The organism is Bacillus sp. AFS040349, from assembly GCF_002577655.1.
Lineage (GTDB): Bacteria > Bacillota > Bacilli > Bacillales > Bacillaceae > Metabacillus.
Window position 1 is genome coordinate 41,243 of the sequence record NZ_NUMC01000014.1, and the last position, 25,065, is coordinate 66,307.

Here is a 25,065-nt window from a genome sequence, read left to right on the forward strand (position 1 = left end):
TTTAAGTGGGTGAAGAGTTGTGAGATGGTCTTCATAGGCGAGATGAAGACTGTTTAAGTGGGTGAAGCGTGCTGAGATGGTCTTCATAAGAGAGATGAAGACTGTTTAAGTGGGTGAAGAGTTGCGAGATGGTCTTCATAGGCGAGATGAAGACTGTTTAAGTGGGTGAAACGTGCTGAGATGGTCTTCATGCATGTGATGAAGACCGTTTTAGTGGATAAAGAGTTGCGAGATGGTGGCAAAAATAACCTAAAAACACTCCTAAATCAATTTTTACATGATAAAGGTGGCATAAACTGCTAGAAATTGTTTATAATGAATGGTATGATTTGATAGGTTTGCTATGTACATATTTTAAAGTTTATTCTACTTAATTGGCTTATTCTAGCTGAATTCTGTCTAAGATAACAGAACCACACTAGAAAGCGGCCCTGGATTTACAATAGATCGATGATGTAGAAAGGAAGTGCCGGAACTTGAGTCTAAAACAATTAACAGAAGAACAAATAAAAGAAATGGCAATGGTTGAGGTTGCCTATGAACTTTTCTTAGAAGCAAGAAAACCTTACGTATTTAGTGATTTAGTAAAAGAAATTGCTGATCTTCTAGGATTATCACAGCAACAAGTAGAAGATAAAATTGCTCAATTTTATACAGACATCAACATCGATGGCCGTTTTATTTGTGTTGGTGAAAACATGTGGGGATTACGCACATGGTATCCATACGAGCAAATTGAAGAAGAAATCGTTCCTGTTGCAAAACCTAAAAAGAAAAAATCGAAAAAAGCAGACGATGAAGATCTGGATGATGTATACGATGAGCTTGATGAGGAAGACCTCGAATATGACGATATCGATGAATACGATGATTCAGATGACGACGAAGAAGAAGATGATTTTGATGATATAGATGATGCAGACGATTTAGATGAAGATGATGATGATGATTTAATCGATGATGATGACGATGACTATGATGACGACCTTGATGATGACGAAGAAGACGACGATTTTGATGATGATTCAGACGAAGAAAAATAAAATCAAATCGTCTTGACTTTCTTTTTCTAACTAGGTAGAATCTATTTTGGGCTCTTTAAAAAGAGATTGTTCGTTTAATTAAACAATTACTGCTCCCTTTCAAGTTTGTTTGGAAGGGAGCTTTCTTATTTTATATAAAAGTTTAAAGTTCATTTCTAAAATGATTTAGAATTGTTAAGTAGGACAGGCTTACCCCTGAATTTCACAAAATTTTTCACTCTTATTCATAGTTTTTCAAATGATTTTTTCATTTCTGTACAAAATAAAAAAAGATTAGCTTCTGAGGGGGAAGACCATGACAAAGTATATTTTTGTAACAGGTGGAGTTGTATCATCTTTAGGTAAAGGGATCACAGCTGCATCACTAGGAAGATTATTAAAAAACCGTGGAATCAGTGTAACGATCCAAAAATTCGATCCGTACATAAATGTGGACCCGGGAACAATGAGTCCGTATCAGCACGGTGAAGTATTCGTTACAGGAGACGGTGCAGAAACAGACTTAGACTTAGGCCATTATGAGCGTTTTATTGATGAAAACCTAACTAAATTTAACAACGTGACAACAGGTAGAATCTATTCAACTGTTTTAAAGAAAGAGCGCCGTGGTGACTATCTAGGTGGAACTGTTCAGGTTATTCCGCATATCACAAATGAAATCAAAGACAAAGTATTTCGCGCTGGTAAAGAAACAGGTGCAGATGTTGTTATCACAGAGATTGGTGGAACAGTGGGGGATATTGAATCACTACCATTCTTAGAAGCCATTCGCCAAGTAAAAAGTGATGTTGGCCGTGACAATGTGATGTATATCCACTGTACACTTGTTCCATATATTAAAGCTGCTGGTGAAATGAAAACTAAACCAACTCAGCACAGTGTTAAAGAATTAAGAAGTCTTGGTATTCAACCAAATGTGATCGTTGTTCGTACAGAGATGCCAATTTCTCAAGATATGAAAGATAAAATTGCGTTATTCTGTGATATTGATAAAAACGCAGTTATCGAGTGTCGTGATGCAGAAACGTTATACAGCATCCCACTTGATCTTCAAGATCAAAACCTAGATACAATTGTATGCAATCACTTGAAACTAAATTGCAATGACGCGGATATGACAGAATGGAAAGAGCTTGTACAACGTGTTACGAACCTTTCAAAAACAACAAAAATTGCTCTTGTTGGGAAATATGTTGAACTGCAAGATGCATATATTTCTGTTGTTGAAGCACTTCGCCACGCTGGATATGAATATGATTCTGATATCGAAATCAAATGGGTAAACGCAGAAGAATTAACATCTGAAAACGTAAAAGATCAGCTTGCTGATGTTGATGGTATTTTAGTTCCTGGTGGCTTCGGTGACCGCGGTGTTGAAGGGAAAATCGTTGCAACGAACTATGCACGTGTTAATAAAGTGCCATTCTTAGGAATTTGCTTAGGTATGCAAGTGGCTTCAATTGAATATGCTCGTAATGTATTAGGCTTAGCGGGAGCAAATTCTGCTGAAATTGATCCTAACACAGCTTATCCGGTTATAGATTTACTTCCTGAGCAAAAAGATGTTGAAGACTTAGGTGGAACATTACGTCTTGGATTATCTCCAAGTAAGCTTCAAGAGGGAACTCGTGCATTCGAGGCATACCAAGATGAAGTAATTTATGAGCGTCATCGCCATCGTTATGAGTTCAATAATGAATATCGTCAAGCAATGGAAGAAGCAGGCTTTGTTTTCTCTGGTACAACACCAGACGGCCGCTTAGTTGAAATTATTGAAGTGAAAGATCATCCTTGGTTTGTTGCATCACAGTTCCATCCGGAATTTACATCAAGACCTACAAGACCACAGCCACTATTCCGTGACTTTGTTCGCGCATCATTAACGGCTGCTGAAAAATTATAAAACATTAGTTAAGCCATCCTATAAGGATGGCTTTTTAATTAGCTTTACTATAGAAGGAAATAGATATGGAAACCGGTTTTTAAAAAGTTTTTAATTTTTTCAAAAAATAGATTGATTTATAGAATAATAGAAGATATAATCATAGTTGAAAGCGGTTTCCAGTAACGAAAACCACTTTAATTTTTTCCTGATAGGGAAATCGGTTTCCGTAACGGGTAACGGTTATAAAACAAAAACCAAGGGGGAAATAAAATGAAAAGCAAGAAAAAATGGTTAGCTTCTGGTTTGTCTTTAGCTTTAGCATTTTCGTTAGCAGCATGTAGTGGTGGCGATAAGAAAGAATCTGCTTCAGAGGGCGGCGGAAGTGGAGATGAAAAAGTAGAACTAAACTTCTGGGCTTTCGGTGCGACAGGCTATGAAGAGTTAGTAAAAGAATATCAAGAACAAAATCCAAACGTAACTATAAAGTTTAAATCTTCTGAAACAGCTGAACATCATGATGCATTATTCACAGCTTTATCTGCTGGTAGTGGTGCTCCTGATATCGCAATGCTAGAAGTAGATCAATTTGATCGTTTCAAAGCAGCTCAAGATCGCTTTGCAAACTTATATGATCTTGGTGCAAAAGACGTTCAAGATCAATACCTAGAGTGGAAATGGAATGCTGGTGAAAATGAAGGAGGAGACTTCTTATTCGGTCTACCAACTGATATTGGTCCTAAAGCATTATACTATCGTACAGATGTATTCGAAGCAGCTGGTCTACCAACTGAGCCTGCTGAAGTAGAAGCATTAATCAATTCTCCTGAAGCATTTAAAGAAGCGGGATTACAAGTAACAGAGAAAACTGGTAAACCTTTCGTAGATAGTATTGAAATGGCTTACAGAGCACTTCTTGATCCTGCAGTTGAAACATATTTAAATCCTGATGGTGAGTTAATTTTAGATGAAGAAGGTAGTGCAGTTAAAAAAGCATACGATTATGCTGTTGAGTTAAACGAAGCTGGTGTTGTTGGTAAATTTGATATGTGGACTCCAGAATGGTCAAATGCTGTTAACACTGGTGAGTTCGCTGCTGAATTAGGGGCTGGCTGGTTAAAAGGTTGGATGGAAGGTAATGCTCCAGACGCTTCTGGTAAATTCAAAGTAGCTACATTACCAACTGAATTTGCTGCTAACTGGGGTGGATCTTACATCGCAATCCCAAGTGAAACTGAAAATGCACAAGCTGCATATGATTTCGTTGAATGGTTAGTATCACCTGAAAACCAATTAAAATCTTTCCAAAGCAATGGATTATTCCCATCTGCACCATCTGTGTATGAAATGGAAGAATTCACATCTAACCAAGATGAGTTCTTTGGTGGTCAAGTAACTTCTGAAGTATTTGCTCAAGCAGCACAAGATATCGAAGGTGCCGTTTATAAAGGTGAAAAATACTTCCCAGTACACCAAGAAGTTCTTAATGCTCTTAAAAACGTTCAAGACGGAGCTGACCCAGAAAAAGAGTGGAAAGCAGCTGTTAAACGTGCGCAAGATTTAGTAAGTCGTTAATAAAAAAAGATTGAAGCTAAGATATGGTGCGCATTGTTGCACCATATCTAGTTTTCCTGAAAGAAACGGGGAGTGAAAATGGTTTCTGCAAACGAAAAAGCAGTCAAAAAGAAAAGGTTTCTATCTGAAGAAAAGAAAGACATGATTTCTGGCTATCTTTATGTTTCACCTTTCTTTATTATCTTTGCTGTTATTGGATTATATCCAGCACTATTCAGCTTGTACCTCGCTTTTCAAAAATGGAATGGGTTAAGCCCTATGGAGTTTGCTGGGTTAAATAACTTCAAAATTGTATTAGAAGATCCACTATTTTGGAAATCTTTATATAACACAATTGTTATTGGATTAATGGGTACTGCTCCTCAATTAATTTTTGGGATTATCCTTGCATTTCTATTAAATCTATCGTTTCTCCGCTTTAGAAATTTCTTCAGAGTTACGATCTTCATGCCATATATTACGTCAATGGTTGCAGTAGCCCTCATTTTTAGTGTGTTATTTAGTAATCACGAAACTTCTTTAGCCAATTATGTACTAGGCGTGTTTGGATTTGATCCTGTTAACTGGGCAACATCTGAATGGGGTACAAAAATTGCAATCTCCATTATGGTGTTTTGGAGATGGGTTGGTTATAACACAATTATTTATTTAGCAGGTCTTCAAAGTATTTCAAATGATCTGTATGAAGCAGCGACAATTGATGGTGCTAATAAGTTTCAACAAATGCTTTATATCACAATGCCAATGCTAAAACCGTTTATCATTTTAACTGTTTTCTTCTCAACAGTTGGTGCATTGCAATTATTCGCTGAGCCAACCGTATTCTTAGGCACATCTGCCTTTACAAGAGACGAAGCTATGACCGTTGTTATGTATCTATATCGCGATGCCTTTAAATTACAATCATTTGGTACAGCATCTGCAACAGCTGTAATCTTGTTATTTATCATCATCATCTTCTCTGCGATTAATACGTTAATAACATCTGGGAAGATTGGTAGAAAAAAGGAGGGAGCTAAATAATGGGTGACGTAGCAGGAACAAAAAAGTTTTCAAAAGGTAGAATATTCATCTATGCATTTCTTACTCTAGCATCACTTTTTTCATTGTTTCCGTTTTATTGGATGTTTGTGATGGCAACAAGCCCTAGTTCAGCTTACAACTCCATTCCGCCAACAATCACTCCAGGTAAGTTGTTAGTGGAAAACTTCCAAAAGGTGTTGGGTGCCATTGATTTCTTCCAGGCAATGATCAATACTGTGATTCTTTGTACATCAGTAACAATTGTTGTATTAATCATTAGCTCACTAGCAGGATTTGCTTTTGCAAAATTTAAATTTCCTGGAAAAAACGCGTTGTTTGTTTCCATTCTTTTAACAATGGTTATCCCGCCGCAATTAGGGTTAATTCCGCAATACTACTTAATTTCAAAAGCAGGTTTGCTTGATACATTACAAGGTGTTGCGATTCTATTTTTCTTAAATCCATTAGGAATCTTCTTAATGAGACAATATGTAAGCAATTCGGTACCTGATGAATTAATTGAAGCTGCAAAGCTTGATGGGTGTTCAAATTTTAGAATCTACCGCAGCATTGTGTTACCGATTATTTTACCAGCTTTCGCAACATTAGGTATTATTGTCTTCACAGCTGTATGGGGAGAATTCTTATGGCAATTTACGATTTTAAGAGATCCAGAAATGTATACGATTCAAGTTGCCTTAGCGACATTAAGTAACACATTCAACATTGACTTCGGTATGATTTTATCTGGAGTATTCTGGGCTACAGTACCTTTATTAATTATTTTCCTACTGTTTAACAGACTATTTATTTCTAGTATTACAGATGGTGCGGTTAAATAAAAAAATTTCAATTTATTACCTTCTTTTTTCGCCCATTATCAAATTGTAAATTGCTTCAAATAATAGTAATCTAACAGTAAATAAGCAATCTATTATGAAGGCGAAAGGCAATTGAGGGACCGCTATGAATTTAACGATTAAAGATATTGCGAAGATGGCTGGAGTATCTCCAGGAACTGTATCAAAAATTATAAATAATTATGGTGGTATTAGTGAAAAGACGAAGAAAAAGGTGCTGGATATTATCCGGGAAACAGGATATCAGCCTACCTTTTCTGCGAAAGCACTTGCCACCAAAAAATCGAATTTAATTGGGTTAATTTATGCCGGTAAAGTAAATGTTGATTTTACACATCCTTTCTTTAATGAGGTTGTTACTTCGTTTAAAAAAACAATTGGTTCGCTAGGCTATGACATTATCATGTTCTCAAACGAACAATTCTACAAAGATAATGGTAGTTATTTAGCAAGATGTCGCCATTTTCATGTAGATGGTTGTGTCATCATTGCTGGTGAAGAAGTAGAGGATGCGATCTATGAGCTTGTGCGAGAGGAAATTCCTTGTATGGGAATTGACCTGGAGCTTAGCGGACCAAAAGCAAGCTTTGTGATGAGTGATAATGTGAATTTATCAAGAAAAGTGATTCAACACTTTTATTTGCAAGGAACTAGAGACATTGGGTTTATTGGTGGTCAAGAAGATTCTGCGATCACGATGTTTCGCGAAAAAGGTGTAAGAGAAACAATGGATCAGCTTGGCCTTGAGATTCATCAAGAGTGGTTTCAATATGGGGATTTCCATGAAGAAAGTGGATATCAAGCCATGAATAAAATATTAGAAACAAAAGCTTATCCGCGAGCTGTTTTTGCAGTATCGGATATGATGGCTTTTGGTGCAATTGATGCGATTAGAGATAAGGGACTAAGGGTTCCTGAAGATATATCTGTGATTGGCTGTGATGACATTGATGCATGTCGACATAGCAGTCCAAAGCTATCGACTGTAAGGCAGGATAAAGAACAGCTTGGGAAGCTTGCTGCGTATATGTTAAATGACATCATCAATGGAAAATCAGAGTTAAAGCCTGTTTTTATCGATTCTAATTTAGTAGTAAGAGAATCATAAAGCCAATCATAAGAAAAGAATTTGGTGGAGGTACAACAATGGCAATTATACAATTTCCAAAAGAGATGAGATGGGGAGCTGCAACGGCAGCATACCAAATCGAAGGAGCAGCAACTGAGGATGGAAGAGGTCTTTCCATTTGGGATACCTTTGCCAAAACACCTGGTAAAGTATTAAATGGCGATAACGGAGATGTAGCGTGTGACAGCTATCACCGCTATGAAGAAGATATTGCATTAATGAAAGAACTTGGCATTGATATTTATCGTTTTTCTGTATCATGGCCACGTATTTTTCCAAATGGAACTGGAGAAATCAATGAAAAGGGTCTTCAATTTTATCATGATTTTGTAGATGCATTGCTAGCAAATGGAATCGAGCCAATGTGTACACTATATCACTGGGATCTGCCACAAGCTCTTCAAGATAAGGGCGGCTGGGAAAACCGTGAAACAGTAGATGCGTTTGCTGATTATGCTGAGGTTATGTTTAAAGAGTTTAACGGAAAAATTAAAAAATGGATTACAATCAATGAACCTTGGTGTGTATCATTTCTATCAAACTTTATCGGACTTCATGCACCAGGATTCCAAAATTTACAATTAGCTACAACGATTTCACATCATTTACTACTTGCACACGGTAAAGCAGTATCCCGCCTAAGAGACGGAGGATACGAAGGTGAAATTGGTTATGCACCTAATACAGAATGGAACGAGCCATTTAGCAACAAACAAGAAGACATCGATGCTTGTAACAGAGCAACAGGCTGGTTTGTTGAGTGGTTCTTTGATCCTGTATTCAAAGGTAGCTATCCACAATTTATGGTAGAGTGGTTCGAGAAAAAAGGTGTAACAGTGCCTATCCAAGAAGGCGATATGGCTATCATTAACCAAGAAATTGATTTTGTTGGAATCAACTACTACACAGGCAGTGTGACTAGATACAAAGAGAATGAGGGATTACTAGATACTGAAAAAGTAGATATTGGTTATGAAAAAACAGATTTTGATTGGAATATCTACCCTGAAGGCTTCTATAAGGTTTTAACAAAAATAAACGAACAATACGGTTCAGTGCCAATTTATATTACTGAAAACGGTGCCTGCTACAATGATGGAGTTGAAAACGGCAGAGTAAAAGACCAAAGACGTATTGATTATTTGAAACAACATTTAACATCATTAAAACGAGCAATTGATAGTGGTGTAAATATTAAAGGCTACCTCACATGGTCGTTGCTTGATAATTTTGAATGGGCAGAAGGCTATGATAAGCGTTTTGGAATCATTCACGTTGATTTCAATACATTAGAAAGAACAAAGAAAGATAGTTACTATTGGTATAAGCAAACAATTAAAAATGGTTGGTTTGATATGTTTTACTAAGAACTTTACCCCTTTTGGAAACCGATTTCGGTGCAAAAGGGGATTTTTATCATCAAAGGGTAAATAAAATTAGATAACAGACAATTATATGGCTGTGGATGGGGGATCTATATGCAGAAGCTCTTACATAAATACGTAAAGAAGCAGAGAAACACTAGTAATCAAAGAAAAACTGTCATGAAATTACCCTTAAAGCTTACTGTTGGAAGAAAGATTTTTGCTGTATTTGCTATCATTTTTATTTTAATTGCAACACTTAGTGTTTCTACTCTTACTGGATTGAACACAATGAACAAGAAATCTAGTGAAGTTGAGGATGTGTGGCTTCCATCAGTAGAAAGGCTAGGTGAAATGAGGTATCTTGTTGAACAGGTTGCTGCGTTTCAGCTGTTCTATGCTAGTGCGGAAACAATTGGAGAAATGAATCAGTTTGATGGGCGATTTGATACGATTTTTAGTAGATTAGATGAGCTGTTCAAACAGGTTGAGAAGACCATTTCGACTAAAGAGGAAGAAGAAATTTATAATGGATTTCAAGCAGAATGGGATAAATATCTTGTTGTTCATGAGGAAATTCTTGCTTTATCAAGAGCCAATCAAGATGATGATGCTAGTCAAATGATCAAACAATCCAGGCAACAAATTGAAACAGTTGAAGGTTATCTAACGAAGCTTGTTGAGTTAAATCAATCAATGGCAAAGGAAGCTGCGGAGGAAAGACATAATCTCACAACCATCATTCTATCCAATACAGCGATTTTGATTGTGGTTGTTCTAGTCATCTCAATCATCATGGGGCTTCTTCTTTCAAGAAGCATATCTCGACCGTTGTCCACGATGTCAATGAGTGTGAAGCAGGTAGCACAAGGGAATTTAATGCTAGATCCTATTTCTATTAAAAATAGGGATGAAATTGGCAAACTAGCAACAGATATTAACACAATGACAGAAAGCTTAAGGAAAATTATCATTGAAGTGATGAATAATTCTGAGAGAGTAGCAGCTACATCTGAAGAGCTTTCAGTTAGTGCTGAACAAACACAACAAGGAAATAATTCGATTTCTACAGCTATTAAAGAGGTAGCTGGTGGTGCGGAGAATCAGGTTACACGTGCTTCTGAGGCAAACCGGGTGGTTCATGAAATTTCAACAGGCATGACACAAGCTGCACGTTCTATACAAGCCGTTTCCGATCTCACATTGGCAACAAATGAAAAGGCAACAACTGGACAAGCAATTGTTTCGCAAACTGTTGTTCAAATGAATGAAGTGCAACATAAAGTTCAACATACCTCGACTGCGATGAATTCGTTAAGTAACAAATCAAACCAAATCGGTCAAATGCTCTCTTTAATAACAAATGTCGCGGAGCAAACAAACCTATTAGCTCTAAATGCAGCTATTGAAGCAGCAAGAGCCGGTGAACATGGTAAAGGATTTGCTGTTGTAGCCGATGAGGTCAGAAAGCTTGCTGAGCAATCAGGAAAAGCAGCTGAAGAAATCAAAAAAGTGATAGATGAAATGCAAACAGAAGTTAATAATGCACTAAAATCTATGAGTGATGGAATCAATGCAGTTGATGATGGAATCGTGATGGTTAATAAAACCGGTGATTCGTTTGAGAATATTGTTGACATGGTAGCTGATGTTGCATCACAATCACAGGAAGTATCGGCTATAGTGGAGCAAGTAAATGCTAGCACACAAAGCATGGTTGATATAATAGAGGAAATCGCAAATATATCTGTCTTCTCAGCGGGAAATACAGAAGAAGTGGCTGCATCAGTTGAACAGCAAAATGCTATTATGACAAAAGTTACTTCATCATCTGAGGAATTGAGTTCAAAGGTATTAGCACTACAGGAGCTAGTGAAGAGCTTTAGAGTTTAGAATGATAAATTATTAGAATTATTTTAATATTACTTTTCATGAAAAAGTATCCATAGTATACTAAAATAAGTGTTAGCGTTTTCAAAGGGTGTATATTTTTTTGGGTGGTAAAGAAAACGGTTTCCGATACTTTTTTATCTTATTTAGGAAACCGGTTTCTATAAAACTTATATCAAACAAGGGGGATTTATTTTGAAGCACAGAATACTAAAAAGGTTTATGGCACTAATAATGGTTCTTGGATTATTAACATCATTACTACCTAATTTTGCTTCAGCAGCAGAAGCTGATTACAACAGCTTGCTTGTTGAACCAGGAAAAAAACCGTCTCAAGCTGGGGCATTAAGTCTTAAGGTAGTTAATGGTCAAAAAACATTGGTTGATAAAAACGGCCAACCAATTCAGCTCCGTGGAATGAGTACTCACGGTTTACAATGGTTCCCAGGAATTTTAAATGAAAATGCGTTTTCAGCTCTATCAAATGATTGGGGTTCAAATCTTATTCGTCTTGCAATGTATGTGGGTGAAGGTGGATATGCTTCAAATCCAGAAGTCATCAAGCAACGTGTCATTGATGGAATTGAATTAGCAAAAGCAAATGATATGTATGTGATTGTCGACTGGCATGTACATGCTCCGGGAGATCCAAATGCTGATGTTTATAAAGGGGCATTGAACTTTTTTAAAGAAATTTCAAGTCTTTATCCTAATGATCCTCACATTATCTATGAATTAGCAAACGAACCAAGTAGTAATAGTAATGATGGACCTGGATTAACAAATAACGCAGAAGGTTGGGCAAAAGTTAAATCATATGCAGAGCCAATTATTAAAATGCTCCGTGATAATGGAAATCAAAACATTGTGATTGTAGGTAGCCCGAACTGGAGCCAACGCGCAGATTTAGCTGCTGATAATCCAATTGATGATGCCAACACAATGTATACTGTTCACTTTTACACTGGCTCACATCCAGCAGCATCAGATAGCTCAAATCGTGAAAATGTCATGAGTAATGCTAGATATGCGCTTGAAAAAGGACAAGCTGTTTTTGCAACAGAATGGGGAACAAGTGAAGCGAATGGAAACAATGGTCCATACTTAGAAGAAGCAAACCAATGGATCAATTTCTTAAATGAAAATAATATTAGCTGGGCTAACTGGTCTTTAACAAATAAAAATGAAACATCTGCAGCCTTTACTCCATTTCAATTGGGGAAAACAGAGGCAACTGATTTAGATCCAGGTGCTGACCAGGTATGGGCACCTAAAGAATTAAGCTTATCAGGTGAATATGTTCGTGCTCGTATAAAAGGAGTATCCTATGAGCCGATCGATCGTACGAAATACTCGAAAGTACTATTTGACTTTAACAACTCGACACAAGGCTTTGGCGTAAATGGTGACAGTCCAGTAAAGGATGTAGCATTAAAGAATGTTGATGGAACTTTACAAATTTCTGGACTAAACGCAAGCAGTGATGTTACTTCAGACAACTATTGAGCGAATGTACGCTTATCTGCTGATAACTGGGGTGAATCAGTTGATGTTCTAGGTGCGCAAGAATTATCAATGGACGTGATTGTGGACAAGCCAACAACTGTTTCTGTTGCAGCGATTCCACAAGGACCTTCAGCAGGGTGGGCTAATCCGACGCGTGCAATTCAAGTAAAAGCAGAGGATTTTGAACCATTTGGAAATAAATACAAAGCAGTATTAACAATTTCAAAAGAAGACGCACCATCACTAGCAACAATTGCAGAAAGCCCTGATAATAACAAGTTAGAGAATATGATCTTATTTGTTGGAGCTGAAAATGCAGATGTTGTTTCTTTAGATAATATGACGGTAACTGGTAAAGAAATTGAGATTGAAGTAGTTAATGATCCAGAAGGAGCAGCAACACTTCCATCTACTTTTGAGGATGATACTCGTCAAGGCTGGAAATGGAGTGGAGACTCTGGAGTTAAAACAGCATTAACAATTGAAGAAGCAAACGGTTCTAAAGCCTTATCATGGGAATTTGCTTATCCTGAAGTAAAACCAACTGACAACTGGGCATCAGCTCCACGCCTAGACTTCTGGTCAGAAGATTTAAAGCGCGGTGACAATGAGTATGTTGCATTTGATTTATATCTTGACCCAACTCGTGCAACAGAAGGTGGAATTTCTATTAACCTAGTTTTCCAACCAGAATCACTTGGCTTCTGGCAACAATCCGCAGAAACTTTTGATATTGATTTAACAGCATTAGACTCAGCAGAAAAAACGGCAGATGGCCTGTATCACTATGAAGCGAAAATTGATGTTACAAACCTTGAAAACGTAAAATCAGATACATCATTACGCAACATGCTACTAATTTTTGCAGATGATGAAAGTGATTTTGCAGGAAGATGTTTGTTGATAATGTAAGATTCGACAAAGCCTCCGCACCTGGTACAGGTGACGGAAACGAAGAAACACCAGCTCAACCAGGCACTGGTGAAAACGAAGGACAAACACCAGACCCTACTGACGGTGACGAAGCAAGCAAAGACCCTGTAGCAACACCTGTAAAAGATAAAGAAAAAGCAGAAGAAAAAGATAAAGACAATAAGGGTGAAAAGCTACCAAAAACAGCAACAAACTCTTTCAATACACTATTGATTGGTGGACTAGTATTACTAGTAGGGGCTGGATCCTACTTCTATCTAAGAAGAAGAGCTAAATTAGAACAAGAATAATACGTGAAAAAGCTTGTGGAGACTATGATTTATCTCTACAAGCTTTTTTGGTTAAGATTGGTGCATTTAAATAAATTTAAAGAACAATAGTGTAATGGAGCGGAAGAAACTTGACTCCTGCGGGAGCAGCGGGACAGGTGAGACCCCGCAGGCAAAGCCGAGGAGGCTCAGCGCACGCCCCGCGGAAAGCAAGTTTCTGCAGCGCAATGGAACGGACTAATTTTTACCCTTAGTCCACATTCACCAAATCAAAACAACTGCGGAAGCGACTTAATAATCGTATACCCGCCCATTAACGCCATCACTATCACTACAAGCGCACCTGAAATCGTTAACCATAACGGATGCTTATAATCCCCAACAATACTCTTCTTATAAGCCGCAACAAGTAATGTTCCAAGCGCTAATGGCAAAATCAGACCATTTAAAGCACCAACCAAAACTAACACTTTAACTGGCTTTCCAATCAACACAAATGCAAGAGTTGACACAACAATAAAACCAATTGTAATCAGCTTATTATTTCTCTCGAATTTATCACTAAATGTACGAATAAACGAAACAGAAGTATACGCTGCACCAACTACCGATGTAATGGCAGCAGAAAACATAATAATACCGAAAATTTTATAACCAACATCTCCAGCCGCAAGCTGAAACACAGATGCAGGTGGGTTCGTTGGATCAATTTGTGAACCCAACCCTTTTGAAACAACTCCCAGTACGGCTAAGAAAAGGGCAATACGCATAACAGATGTAAATAAAATCCCGACAACAGAGCTTCTTGTTACCTCTGGAATCGCGGCTTTTCCTTTTACACCAGCTTCTAAAAGACGATGTCCACCAGCAAAGGTAATATATCCACCAACTGTACCACCAACTAACGTGACAATCGCCAAAACATCAATTTGGGAGGGTGCAACCGATCTGATGATCGCTTCACCAACAGGAGGAGCTGTTGTAATCGCAACGTAAATCATTAATCCAATCATGACAAATCCGGCAATTTGTGTGAAGCGATCCATTGCTTTTCCTGCTTCTTTTACAACGAAAATAAAGATTGCAATCACTGCACCAATCACCGCACCAACCTCCGGCGATACACCGGTTATCGCGTTTAAACCGAGCCCGGCACCCGCAATATTCCCAATATTAAAGGCAAGACCTCCAAGGACGATTAGGAAGGAAAGGATATACCCGAGTCCCGGGAAAACCATGTTGGCGATATCTTGTCCTCTTCTTTCAGAAACAGCAATGATCCGCCATATATTTGTTTGAGCAAAAATATCTAAAATAATAGAAACTAAAATAACAAAACCAAAACTGGCTGCTAATGTTTGAGTAAACACAGTTGTTTGTGTTAAGAAACCAGGTCCAATTGCTGAGGTTGCCATTAAAAAGGCAGCCCCCATTAAGAGTGACCAATTCATTTTTGGTAAAGATGATTTGCTTTTATCATCCTTTTTTGGTGAAACATTAAGTGGCTCCATACATTTTCCTCCTAACTAAACGCTTTTACTTCTATGCCTTCAGATTGCATTGACTCTCTTAGCTGTTTAGCGAATACAAGAGCCTCAGGACCATCTCCATGAATACAAACTGTTTGAGCTAATACAGGTACATCAACGCCTTGCGTTGAACGAACTTTTCCTTCCTTGATCATACGAATAACCTGTGAAACAGAATCTTCATAGCTATGTATAAGGGCATGGGGTTGAGTTCGTGGTGTTAATGAGCCGTCTTGCTGATAGGTTCGGTCAGAAAAGACTTCATGTGCTGTATTAAGTCCGATTTTTTCACCAGCCTTTACTAATTCACTTCCGGCAAGACCGAAAAGAATCAGCTGTGGATCTACTTTGTAAACAGCCTCGGCAATTGCTTCCGATAATTCTCTGTTTTTGGCCGCCATATTATACAAAGCACCGTGTGGTTTAACATGCTGCATTTTTTCTCCTTCTGCCGTTAAAAAGCCGGAAAGAGCTCCTATTTGGTAAACAACGAGATCATACGCTTCCTGCGGAGAAATACTCATGTTACGTCGACCAAAGCCTGCTAAATCAGGAAGACCAGGGTGTGCTCCAATCTTAACGTTATTCTTAAGAGCAAGTTGCACCGTTTTTCTCATCACAGATGGATCTCCGGCATGAAATCCACAAGCCACATTCGCTGATGTTATAAAACGAAGAACTTCTTCATCCATCCCAATCTTATAAGCCCCAAAACTTTCTCCCAAATCACAATTCAAATCAATTTGATACAAGTAAGATTCCCCCTTAAAAAAGAATGAGTGTACAATTGGTTTTATTCCCGAATTTAGGAACTATAGTTTCAATTATTGTAACATGGATTGACTATAATGTATCTGTTTAAATTTTTGAACTATTTTGTTATCTATTCTAACAAACATAATTTTGTTCAAGTTTTTTGTTGTATTTTATAAAAACTAAAATTATAATAGCCTCTAAGTCCGATATAAGGAAATTCAGTTCCGTTTAACGGAATATAATAAATAGATTATAATAAAAATAGCTTAGGAGGCTCTCTAATGTGGGTTATCACTGTCTACTCAGAGCAAAATCATCCGAAAATGTTTGAGTTCAATAACGAAAAAGAAGCAAAAGAAGCTTATGATAAAATAAAAGGAAGTAAATTTCTTTCCCAAATTGTTTACTATAATGATTTCCAATAGTCATTAAGGAAAATCCCAAAATGGAAATCTTCTTATTAAAAGATGCAAAGAGGATGTGAGAGGATTGACAAAGACTAATCATATAAATCAAGCAAACGTCATGATCGAACCTGCTGGAGATGCTGCGATTGTGATTCGGTTTGGTTCTGAAATTGAATATTCCACACATCGTAAGGTACAAATGCTGTCCAATTATTTAACACAAAACAGCTTTAAGGGATTCATTGAATGCATTCCTTCTTATACATGTGTGACCGTTTTTTATGATCCACTATTAGTAGATAAAAATCATGCTTATAAAGTTGGACAAATTGTCTCTCCTTACAAAATTGTCCTTTCCATCATCGAGGATATATTAACAAACCTAAAAGATGAAGAAACTGAACCACACCGGACTGTTGAAATTCCCGTTTGCTATGGTGGTGAATGCGGTCCGGATCTGGAGTTTGTTGCTAAACAAAACAACTTAACAACTGATGAAGTGATAAGCCTTCATTCAGGTGGGGAATATCTCGTTTATATGCTCGGATTTGCCCCTGGCTTTCCGTTTTTAGGAGGAATGTCAGAGAAAATTGCAACACCAAGACGTTCCACACCACGAACTAGCATCCCAGCCGGTTCTGTTGGAATTGCCGGGAAACAAACCGGTGTTTATCCAATTTCCACTCCAGGCGGCTGGCAGCTGATTGGTCAAACTCCTCTTAGTCTTTTCTTATCAGAAAAAGAGCCACCAAGTCTACTTCAGGCTGGAAATGTAGTGAAGTTCTATCCTATTTCCTACAAAGACTTTTTGGAATGGAAGGAGGGAAATAAATGAGTATAACCACTTTACGTTCAGGGCTGCTTACGACGATTCAGGATTTAGGAAGATATGGATACCAAAAGTACGGAGTCATTGTTAGTGGTGCAATGGATACATATTCTCTTAGAATTGCAAATTTATTAGTTGGCAATTCAGAAGGAGAAGCTGCGTTAGAAATTACTCTAATGGGGCCAACGTTGTTATTTGAAAAAGATATGCTCATCGCGATTACAGGAGGTGATTTATCTCCAACCATTGAAGGAGTTTCTGTCCCATTATGGCGTCCAGTTTTCGTGAAAAAAGGAAGTAAACTTCAATTCGGAGCACAAAAATCTGGCTGCAGGGCTTATCTGGCAGTAGCTGGTGGCTTTGCTGTTAAGAGAATGATGAAGAGCAAAAGCACATACTTAAGAGCAGAAATAGGTGGATATCAAGGTAGAGCGATTCAAGAGGGAGATATGTTAGAAACAAACTCGATATCAGAAGGAGTTAAACTAAAAAACATGCAATCTACTAGTTCTTTCTTAACAGCTAACTGGTCTGTTCGTTGGAATGAGTTTTTACCTTTTGCGAAAAATCCGAATATTCGCGTTTTACCAGGAGCACAGTTTGAACACTTTACACAACAAAGCAAGCAGCAGTTTTTCACCCAATCTTTTAGAGTGTCGCCACAATCGGATCGAATGGGGTACCGATTATCAGGACCTGCTATTGAATTAGAGAAAAAAATGGAAATGCTTTCAGAAGCTGTTGCTCACGGAACGATTCAAATCCCTCCTGATGGAAATCCAATTATCCTGCTTGCAGACCGCCAAACAACAGGGGGATATCCGAAAATTGGCCAAGTTGCAACTGTTGACTTACCAGTTGTTGCGCAGGTTATGCCAGGTCAATCCATTTCTTTTACTGAAATAACATTAGAAGAAGCTGAAAGATTGTATCTAGAAAGAGAAAAAAGCTTAAAGCAATTAGCGGTGAGTATTACCTATAAATTAAAACAATAGAAGGAGTGACAATTCATGCTAAATATAAATGACATTAAAGAAATGATTAAAGCAATTGATTCTTCATCCATTCAAAAGTTTAGGTTAGAGCACGAGGGTACAAAGGTTGTGATTGAAAAAATTTCTGAAGTAGAAGGTTCACTCGTTGTTGAAAAGATTTCTAGCCCGCAACCACAAGCAGCACCAGTTGTAAAAGAGCCTCCTGTCGTGGAGAAAAAAGAAAAGGTAGAAGAGGTGAAAGAAGATCTGCATAAAGTGTTGTCTCCAATGGTTGGTACATTCTATTCCCGTTCAAATCCAGATGCAGATCCATTTGTTCAAGTTGGCTCAAAAGTTCAAAAGAACACTGTTGTTTGTATACTAGAAGCCATGAAACTTTTCAATGAAATTGAAGCTGAAGTAAATGGGGAAATTGTTGAGATTTTAGTAGATGAAGGTCAACTTATTGAATTTGGACAGCCTTTGTTTGCAATTAGAGAATCTTAACTTTTCGTAAGGAGGAAGCATCGTATGTTTAAGAAAGTGTTAATTGCTAATCGAGGAGAAATTGCTGTTCGAGTTATTAGAGCGTGTAAAGAATTAGGGATTAAAACAATTGCTGTTTTCTCTGAGGCTGACCGAGAAGCGCTTCACGTAAAATTAGCTGACGAAGCTTATTGTATTGGGAAAACAGCTTCAAAGGAAAGTTATTTACATATCCCGAATATTTTAAGTGCTGCAACAATGACAGGAGCGGACGCAATACATCCTGGCTATGGCTTTCTTGCCGAAAATGCTGATTTTGCTGAGGCGTGTGAAAAATGTCATATCACATTTATTGGCCCAGACTCAGATGCAATTCAGAAAATGGGAACTAAAGACGTAGCCCGTGAAACAATGAGTAAAGCAGGAGTGCCGACTGTACCGGGAACAGATGGGTTGATCAAAGATGAGGAACAGGCATTGCAAGTTGCGACTGAAATTGGTTATCCAGTGATCGTAAAAGCAACAGCAGGCGGTGGCGGTAAAGGTATGAGAGTCGCGTACGGTGCAGAAGAATTGAAAAAAGCAATTCGTCAAGCACAGCAAGAAGCAGAAACAGCCTTCGGAAATCCGGGAGTTTATTTAGAAAAATATTTAGAAGAGCCACGTCATATTGAGATTCAAATCATCGCCGATCGATTCGGTAATGTTGTTCATCTTGGTGAAAGAGATTGCTCCATTCAACGCCGACATCAGAAACTAATTGAAGAGGCTCCGTCACCAGCCCTAGATGAAGTACTGCGTAACAAAATGGGGGATGCGGCTGTAAAAGCAGCTCAATCTGTAAAATACCATGGTGCGGGAACGGTAGAGTTTTTACTAGATAAACATGGTCATTTTTATTTTATGGAAATGAACACGCGTATCCAAGTTGAGCATCCCGTAACAGAGCTTGTTACTGGCATTGACCTTATTAAAGAGCAAATAGCAGTAGCTGCTGGGTACGAATTATCTTTTAAACAAGAGGAAATCAAAATTAACGGCTGGGCAATTGAATGTCGTATCAATGCTGAAAACCCTGCGAAAAACTTTATGCCATCTCCTGGTCTTGTAGAAGGATATCTTCCACCAGGTGGCTTTGGTGTTAGGGTAGATAGTGCTGTTTATCCGGGGTACACTGTTTCTCCTTTTTATGATTCAATGGTTGCCAAACTAATCGTTTGGGGAAAAGATCGCGAAGATGCGATTAACAGAATGAAAAGGGCTCTTGATGAGTTCTTCATAACAGGTATTAAAACAACGATTCCGTTTCATCTCGAACTACTAGAGCATGATGCATTTGTTACGGGAGAGTTCAATACGAAGTTTCTAGAAACCTATCATATTTCAATAAAAGAATAAATTCTCTGCATATACCCTAGTCTAATACAAATCTTGTAAAAGATAAGAAAAAATATATAATGAATGATAGACAATTTTTTCGATAGATGTATCGACTAAGGGGGAGAATTTTTGCAAAATAAGAATAAAACCGTGATTAAATCGATGGACCTCCTTAACCTTTTTTTAACGCACCCTAAACTATCTTTTAATGAAATGATCAAAGTTTCCGGCATGCCAAAAACATCTGTTCATCGTATGCTCGGATCACTTGAGGATATGGGGTTTCTTGATAAAGATGAAGAGGGGAAATACTCTCTTGGTTTATTATTTTTACAATACGGTCAATTGGTAGCGGACAGGCTGGATATCCGTCAAATTGCCTTACCTTATATGAAATTACTTCGAGATGAAATGGGAGAAGCTGTAAACCTGACAATTCGAGACCAAAATGAAGCGATGTATATTGAAAAGGTTGATACAACTCAGCCAGTTAGGCTGTATACAGCAATCGGCAGGAAATCTCCTCTTTATGCTGGGGCATGTTCAAGAGTTCTTCTTGCTTTTTTACCTGAAGAAGAACTAGAGCAATATTTACATGATGTCGAACTAAGAGCAATTGGATCAGGAACGATTACTGACCAAGAAAAGCTCCGTAAAGTATTAAAGGAAACACAGAGGAATAGATATACAATTAGTAACTCAGAGCTAGAAGACTATACGACATCAATCGCTGCGCCAATTTTTAATCATAAAAAAGAAGTTGTTGCAGGTATAAGTGTGGCAGGTCCAAATGTTCGTTTCCAAGCAGAAACAATTCCGGTTATTATTGATAAAGTGAAAGAAGTCGCTGAAAATATTTCAGTTAAATTAGGGTACGATAATAAAAAAGAATGAACTCACTTGGGGAGTTCATTCTTTTTTCGTTGAGAATTAAAGCTCATCTTCCTCAAACTCATCTAAAATTTCTTTTAGGATAAAAGTTAAGTTGTAGTAAACATATAACGATGTCATTAATGCAGGAAAACCGTATCTCTCACCATCTTCACCGGGAATAAGCGGCTGCCTTAATTTTGAATCAATATGTAGGTCGGTGATAGTGTTGAGGCCTGTATCTTCACCTTTAATCACAGCAGAAACACCAACTGTTTGAATTCCTTTAGAAGATAATTCTTGAGCAAGTTTGATCGCTTCAGCATCAGTGGATCGATATGTAAAGAGAAGGACACGGTCGGCAGCTGTTAGTTCCTTCATTTCACCGTTTTGATTGAACAACGCTTCTGAACGGATAAGAGGCTCACTACTGTTAACCGCCTCTAAAACAATTCCATGTAACTCTTGAAAACCATATATATAAATCTTTCCTTCACCAACTAATGCCTGGGCAAGCAAGCGCGCACTATCCTCAATACTCAGCTCCTCTTGCTCAACAATTCGGTTAAAATGACCCGTTAACTGTGTGGAGAAAATTTTCATCAAAAATATAACCTCCTAATGTGACAAACTTCGGGGCGTGCCTGTCACCACCCGAAGTTTCTGCGACAAATTTCGGGAAGTGACAGGCACCGCCCCAACAAGTTTACCATAACAAACCTTATTATGATAAACTTAACCCAAGCAGAATTTGTCGAGAAAAGAAGATGAAAAAATGCAGGAAATATCAAGGGGAAAACGAATCCATTAGGTGATCGTTTATTTATGCTTAAAGCGCTTAATTTTAGCGTGAAAATAAATGCTAATTTTAAAATAAAGTTCGAAACATGTCACAAACAACAAAAAATAACTCAAGAGGTGTAGACAATGTTAAAAGAAAAGATCTTAATTGTTGATGATCAATACGGAATTCGTATTTTATTAAATGAAGTATTTCAAAAAGAAGGATATCAAACATTTCAAGCAGCAAACGGTTTCCAAGCACTTGAAATCGTAGAAAACCACTCTCCAGATCTTGTGTTACTTGATATGAAAATCCCAGGAATGGATGGAATTGAAATTCTAAAAAGAATGAAAGTAATCGATCAAGACATCCGTGTCATCATCATGACTGCTTACGGCGAACTTGATATGATTCAAGAAGCAAAAGACTTAGGCGCACTAACACACTTTGCAAAACCTTTTGACATCGATGAAATTCGTGAAGCAGTAAAAAAGTATTTACCACTTAAAGCGAATTAATTACGAAACCTAACTTTGCAAGCATCCTGTAATATTATATTACCCTAATATATGTCGAATTGTTGCCGAAATCTTCATATATTGGTATGCTAGAAGATGTGAAAAGTGATCATGCGAAGTTACATATAAGGAAAATTATTTGGTCATGCTAGGTATGATATACTTTTCTGTATAAGAAAAATAAGGTCTATATAGGAGGATTTTTCACATGCCTTTAGTTTCAATGACAGAAATGCTTAACAAAGCAAAAGACGAAGCATATGCAGTAGGTCAATTCAACATCAACAACCTTGAGTTCACTCAAGCGATCCTGCAAGCGGCTCAAGAAGAAAGCTCACCAGTTATTCTTGGTGTATCTGAAGGTGCTGCTCGTTACATCGGTGGATTCAAAACTGTTGTAAAAATGGTTGAAGGTCTTATCGAAGACTACAACATCACTGTACCGGTAGCGATTCACCTTGATCACGGTTCAAGCTATGACAAATGTAAAGAAGCAATCGATGCTGGTTTCACATCTGTTATGATTGATGCTTCACATGATCCATTTGAAGAGAACATTGCAACAACTTCTAAAGTTGTAGAATATGCTCATTCAAAAGGTGTATCAGTTGAAGCTGAGCTTGGAACTGTTGGTGGACAAGAAGATGACGTTGTAGCAGAAGGCGTAATCTATGCAGATCCAAAAGAGTGTGAAGAACTTGTTAAACGCACTGGTATTGATTGCCTAGCACCAGCTCTTGGTTCTGTACACGGACCATACAAAGGTGAGCCTAACTTAGGTTACAAAGAAATGGAAGAAATCGCTGGCTTAACAAACATGCCATTAGTACTTCATGGTGGTACTGGAATCCCAACTAAGGATATCCAAAAAGCTATTTCTTTCGGAACAGCTAAAATCAACGTTAACACTGAAAACCAAATTGCTTCTGCAAAAACAGTTCGTGAAGTGTTAGCTGCGAAGCCAGATGAATATGATCCACGTAAATATTTAGGACCAGCTCGTGACGCGATTAAAGAAACAGTTATCGGCAAAATGCGTGAATTTGGTTCATCTAATAAAGCGTAATAATATTTTAGGGATAAACCGCCTTGCAAAAAGGCGGTTATATTCCGAAAATTAAGAAAGCGCTAACAAATTAGTGGTAAAATCCTTCTAAACCTTTACCTAGCTGACCATAATTGATAGAATAATAGAAAACGGACTTGCCTATGCTAGTCCGTTTTCATTTGTCATCTGAGATTTTAATTCTTTTTCCGCAAATCATAACCTACAAAAACCTTTCAGTGCATCAAGTTTCCTATCTTAAGTACAGCATTTATTCACGAAGCTCTCAAAAACTGGATGGAAAAACGGATTCTTTTACAGTAAATCATTGTTGTCCAACACAATAGATGGTTTAATAATAAGAGGGTTAAAAAAAGATTATATCTTCTTAATGAATAAGTTTTACATAAGTAAGATTGTTATGTATTGACTAAGGCATATAAGGCAATAAAATAGATAAACACTTTTAAAAAGTAATAGTCGTATAACATGGTTGCTAATTTTTTAATTATGTTGACTAGATGTTTTTATTCGGAAAACATGATGGTCGTGTGATTTTATACATAGCTATGCTTAAAACAGAGCTTAGCTCACCCTTAATGTTCTTTCCGGAAAGTCAACTTCATAGAAGGGAGACTAACATGGAAAAATTAAAAGTTGCCGGTGGAGATTTACTAAAAGGTACAGTATCAATTAGTGGAGCAAAAAACAGTGCGGTTGCACTGATCCCAGCGACGATACTCGCTGAATCTCCTGTTACAATTGAGGGTTTACCAAACATTTCAGATGTGAATATATTAGGTGGTTTATTAGAGGAAATCGGTGGTAAAGTAGAGTTGAAAAACAACGAGATGGTCGTTGATCCTTCTGCGATGATTTCGATGCCTTTACCAAACGGAAAAGTGAAAAAGCTTAGAGCTTCTTACTATTTAATGGGAGCTATGCTTGGTCGCTTCAAAAAGGCAGTAATCGGCCTTCCTGGTGGCTGTCACTTAGGTCCCCGCCCGATTGACCAGCACATTAAGGGGTTTGAGGCATTAGGTGCTCAAATCACAAATGAACAAGGTGCGATCTATCTTCGTGCTGATGAGCTAAAAGGAGCTCGTATTTATCTAGACGTTGTTAGTGTTGGTGCAACCATTAACATTATGCTAGCAGCTGTATTAGCTAAAGGCAGAACAATTATTGAAAATGCAGCAAAAGAACCGGAAATCATTGATGTTGCGACATTATTAACAAGTATGGGTGCGAAAATTAAAGGTGCTGGTACAGATGTGATCCGCATCGATGGTGTTGAAAAGCTGCATGGCTGCCGTCATTCCATTATTCCTGACCGCATTGAAGCAGGAACATATATGATTATTGGTGCTGCAATGGGTAAAGAGGTCATGATTGACAATGTCATTCCTTTACACCTTGAATCCCTAATCGCGAAGCTAAGAGAAATGGGCATGCATATTGAAACAAGTAATGACCAGATATTAATCGTTGGTGGTCAAAAGGAACTAAAAGCTGTTGATATTAAAACGCTCGTATATCCTGGCTTTCCAACAGACTTGCAACAGCCATTTACTTCTTTCCTTACAAAAGCAACTGGAACAAGTATGGTAACAGACACCATTTATTCTGCACGCTTTAAACATATTGATGAACTTAGAAGAATGGGTGCAACTATTAAAGTTGAAGGCAGATCAGCAATCGTCTCGGGCCCTACTAAGCTTCAAGGAGCAAAAGTAAAAGCAAGTGACCTGCGCGCAGGGGCTGCCTTAGTCTGCGCAGGCTTAATGGCAGATGGAATAACGGAGATAACAGGTTTAGAGCATATTGATCGAGGGTACAGTCAGTTAGAAGAAAAACTAACAGGCCTTGGAGCAACAATTTGGCGTGAAAAATTAACAGAAAAAGAAATTGAACAACTTCAAAATTCGTAATAAGTTGTAAAATATGATCGTCAAGGATAAGGAACACCTTTGTCCTTGACGATCATACTTTCTTTGTAATTGCTCTATTTTT

23 protein-coding genes and 2 pseudogenes are annotated in these 25,065 nt (G+C 37.8%); 22 read left to right on the plus strand and 3 right to left on the minus strand.

Annotated elements, in window-relative coordinates:
• Positions 1 to 476 precede the first annotated feature (476 nt).
• The 13 genes and pseudogenes from rpoE (at position 477) to COD11_RS27350 (ending at position 13,495) form a co-directional block, all read left to right on the plus strand.
• Positions 477 to 1,043: a DNA-directed RNA polymerase subunit delta gene (gene rpoE / locus COD11_RS03695; RefSeq protein ID WP_098795409.1), complete on the plus strand. Its 567-nt coding sequence runs from the start codon at positions 477 to 479 to the stop codon at positions 1,041 to 1,043.
• Between the two features lie 295 nt (positions 1,044 to 1,338).
• Positions 1,339 to 2,946 (plus strand): CTP synthase, encoded by a 1,608-nt coding sequence (locus COD11_RS03700; protein ID WP_098795410.1) that lies wholly within the window; start codon positions 1,339 to 1,341, stop codon positions 2,944 to 2,946.
• Between the two features lie 252 nt (positions 2,947 to 3,198).
• Entirely contained in the window at positions 3,199 to 4,500 is a 1,302-nt protein-coding gene (locus COD11_RS03705; protein ID WP_098795411.1) for an ABC transporter substrate-binding protein, read from the plus strand.
• A 78-nt stretch (positions 4,501 to 4,578) separates the two neighbouring features.
• A complete protein-coding gene (locus COD11_RS03710; protein ID WP_098795412.1) occupies positions 4,579 to 5,523 on the plus strand; it encodes a carbohydrate ABC transporter permease in 945 nt (314 codons plus the stop codon).
• Complete coding sequence (locus tag COD11_RS03715; RefSeq protein WP_098795413.1) at positions 5,523 to 6,365, plus strand: carbohydrate ABC transporter permease; 843 nt, start codon at positions 5,523 to 5,525, stop codon at positions 6,363 to 6,365. The genes COD11_RS03710 and COD11_RS03715 overlap by 1 nt, the downstream gene beginning before the upstream one ends.
• 124 nt (positions 6,366 to 6,489) lie before the next feature.
• On the plus strand, positions 6,490 to 7,491 hold the full coding sequence (locus tag COD11_RS03720) for a LacI family DNA-binding transcriptional regulator (RefSeq protein ID WP_098795414.1): 1,002 nt from the start codon (positions 6,490 to 6,492) through the stop codon (positions 7,489 to 7,491).
• A 38-nt stretch (positions 7,492 to 7,529) separates the two neighbouring features.
• Positions 7,530 to 8,879: a GH1 family beta-glucosidase gene (locus COD11_RS03725; RefSeq protein WP_098795415.1), complete on the plus strand. Its 1,350-nt coding sequence runs from the start codon at positions 7,530 to 7,532 to the stop codon at positions 8,877 to 8,879.
• A 177-nt stretch (positions 8,880 to 9,056) separates the two neighbouring features.
• A pseudogene (locus COD11_RS28130) lies at positions 9,057 to 9,827 on the plus strand (MCP four helix bundle domain-containing protein); the annotation flags it as partial.
• A gap of 30 nt (positions 9,828 to 9,857) precedes the next feature.
• Positions 9,858 to 10,769: a methyl-accepting chemotaxis protein gene (locus COD11_RS28135; protein ID WP_483296273.1), complete on the plus strand. Its 912-nt coding sequence runs from the start codon at positions 9,858 to 9,860 to the stop codon at positions 10,767 to 10,769.
• Between the two features lie 192 nt (positions 10,770 to 10,961).
• Positions 10,962 to 12,272 (plus strand): cellulase family glycosylhydrolase, encoded by a 1,311-nt coding sequence (locus tag COD11_RS28140; RefSeq protein WP_416635912.1) that lies wholly within the window; start codon positions 10,962 to 10,964, stop codon positions 12,270 to 12,272.
• A 60-nt stretch (positions 12,273 to 12,332) separates the two neighbouring features.
• Positions 12,333 to 12,560: pseudogene (locus tag COD11_RS28145) on the plus strand (carbohydrate-binding domain-containing protein); the annotation flags it as partial.
• Positions 12,561 to 13,184 carry a carbohydrate-binding domain-containing protein gene (locus COD11_RS28150; protein ID WP_483296274.1) on the plus strand — a complete coding sequence of 208 codons (624 nt, stop codon included), beginning with the start codon at positions 12,561 to 12,563 and terminating at the stop codon, positions 13,182 to 13,184.
• Positions 13,166 to 13,495 (plus strand): LPXTG cell wall anchor domain-containing protein, encoded by a 330-nt coding sequence (locus tag COD11_RS27350; protein WP_098795417.1) that lies wholly within the window; start codon positions 13,166 to 13,168, stop codon positions 13,493 to 13,495. The genes COD11_RS28150 and COD11_RS27350 overlap by 19 nt, the downstream gene beginning before the upstream one ends.
• 248 nt (positions 13,496 to 13,743) lie before the next feature.
• Here the strand turns inward: COD11_RS27350 and COD11_RS03745 are convergent, their stop codons facing one another.
• A complete protein-coding gene (locus tag COD11_RS03745; protein WP_098795473.1) occupies positions 13,744 to 14,925 on the minus strand; it encodes an NRAMP family divalent metal transporter in 1,182 nt (393 codons plus the stop codon).
• Between the two features lie 71 nt (positions 14,926 to 14,996).
• On the minus strand, positions 14,997 to 15,755 hold the full coding sequence (locus COD11_RS03750; protein WP_098795418.1) for a LamB/YcsF family protein: 759 nt from the start codon (positions 15,753 to 15,755) through the stop codon (positions 14,997 to 14,999).
• 285 nt (positions 15,756 to 16,040) lie between these two features.
• Here COD11_RS03750 and COD11_RS26660 point away from each other — a divergent pair, with 285 nt between their 5' ends.
• The 6 genes from COD11_RS26660 to COD11_RS03775 all read left to right on the plus strand — a co-directional run bounded on the left by COD11_RS26660 (position 16,041) and on the right by COD11_RS03775 (position 20,729).
• Complete coding sequence (locus tag COD11_RS26660) at positions 16,041 to 16,184, plus strand: hypothetical protein (protein WP_176550965.1); 144 nt, start codon at positions 16,041 to 16,043, stop codon at positions 16,182 to 16,184.
• 100 nt (positions 16,185 to 16,284) lie between these two features.
• Positions 16,285 to 17,001 (plus strand): 5-oxoprolinase subunit PxpB, encoded by a 717-nt coding sequence (gene pxpB / locus COD11_RS03755; RefSeq protein WP_098795474.1) that lies wholly within the window; start codon positions 16,285 to 16,287, stop codon positions 16,999 to 17,001.
• Positions 16,998 to 17,990 carry a 5-oxoprolinase subunit C family protein gene (locus COD11_RS03760; protein WP_098795419.1) on the plus strand — a complete coding sequence of 331 codons (993 nt, stop codon included), beginning with the start codon at positions 16,998 to 17,000 and terminating at the stop codon, positions 17,988 to 17,990. Before pxpB ends, COD11_RS03760 begins: the two co-directional genes overlap by 4 nt.
• A 15-nt stretch (positions 17,991 to 18,005) precedes the next feature.
• The gene (gene accB / locus COD11_RS03765) at positions 18,006 to 18,476 is read left to right on the plus strand and encodes an acetyl-CoA carboxylase biotin carboxyl carrier protein (RefSeq protein ID WP_098795420.1); all 471 of its coding nucleotides are present in this window, start codon (positions 18,006 to 18,008) and stop codon (positions 18,474 to 18,476) included.
• 24 nt (positions 18,477 to 18,500) lie between these two features.
• Positions 18,501 to 19,853 (plus strand): acetyl-CoA carboxylase biotin carboxylase subunit, encoded by a 1,353-nt coding sequence (gene accC / locus COD11_RS03770; RefSeq protein WP_098795421.1) that lies wholly within the window; start codon positions 18,501 to 18,503, stop codon positions 19,851 to 19,853.
• Between the two features lie 111 nt (positions 19,854 to 19,964).
• Entirely contained in the window at positions 19,965 to 20,729 is a 765-nt protein-coding gene (locus tag COD11_RS03775; RefSeq protein ID WP_098795422.1) for an IclR family transcriptional regulator, read from the plus strand.
• A 36-nt stretch (positions 20,730 to 20,765) separates the two neighbouring features.
• On the opposite strand, the gene COD11_RS03780 is transcribed toward COD11_RS03775, so the two are convergent.
• The gene (locus tag COD11_RS03780; RefSeq protein WP_098795423.1) at positions 20,766 to 21,311 is read right to left on the minus strand and encodes a DUF2529 domain-containing protein; all 546 of its coding nucleotides are present in this window, start codon (positions 21,309 to 21,311) and stop codon (positions 20,766 to 20,768) included.
• Between the two features lie 321 nt (positions 21,312 to 21,632).
• Between COD11_RS03780 and COD11_RS03785 the strand changes: the two genes are divergently transcribed.
• The 3 genes from COD11_RS03785 to COD11_RS03795 all read left to right on the plus strand — a co-directional run bounded on the left by COD11_RS03785 (position 21,633) and on the right by COD11_RS03795 (position 24,983).
• Positions 21,633 to 22,007, plus strand: coding sequence for a response regulator (locus COD11_RS03785; protein ID WP_098795424.1), 375 nt, complete (start codon positions 21,633 to 21,635; stop codon positions 22,005 to 22,007).
• Between the two features lie 208 nt (positions 22,008 to 22,215).
• A complete protein-coding gene (locus COD11_RS03790) occupies positions 22,216 to 23,073 on the plus strand; it encodes a class II fructose-bisphosphate aldolase (protein ID WP_098795425.1) in 858 nt (285 codons plus the stop codon).
• A 620-nt stretch (positions 23,074 to 23,693) separates the two neighbouring features.
• Complete coding sequence (locus COD11_RS03795; RefSeq protein WP_098795426.1) at positions 23,694 to 24,983, plus strand: UDP-N-acetylglucosamine 1-carboxyvinyltransferase; 1,290 nt, start codon at positions 23,694 to 23,696, stop codon at positions 24,981 to 24,983.
• Positions 24,984 to 25,065 lie beyond the last annotated feature (82 nt).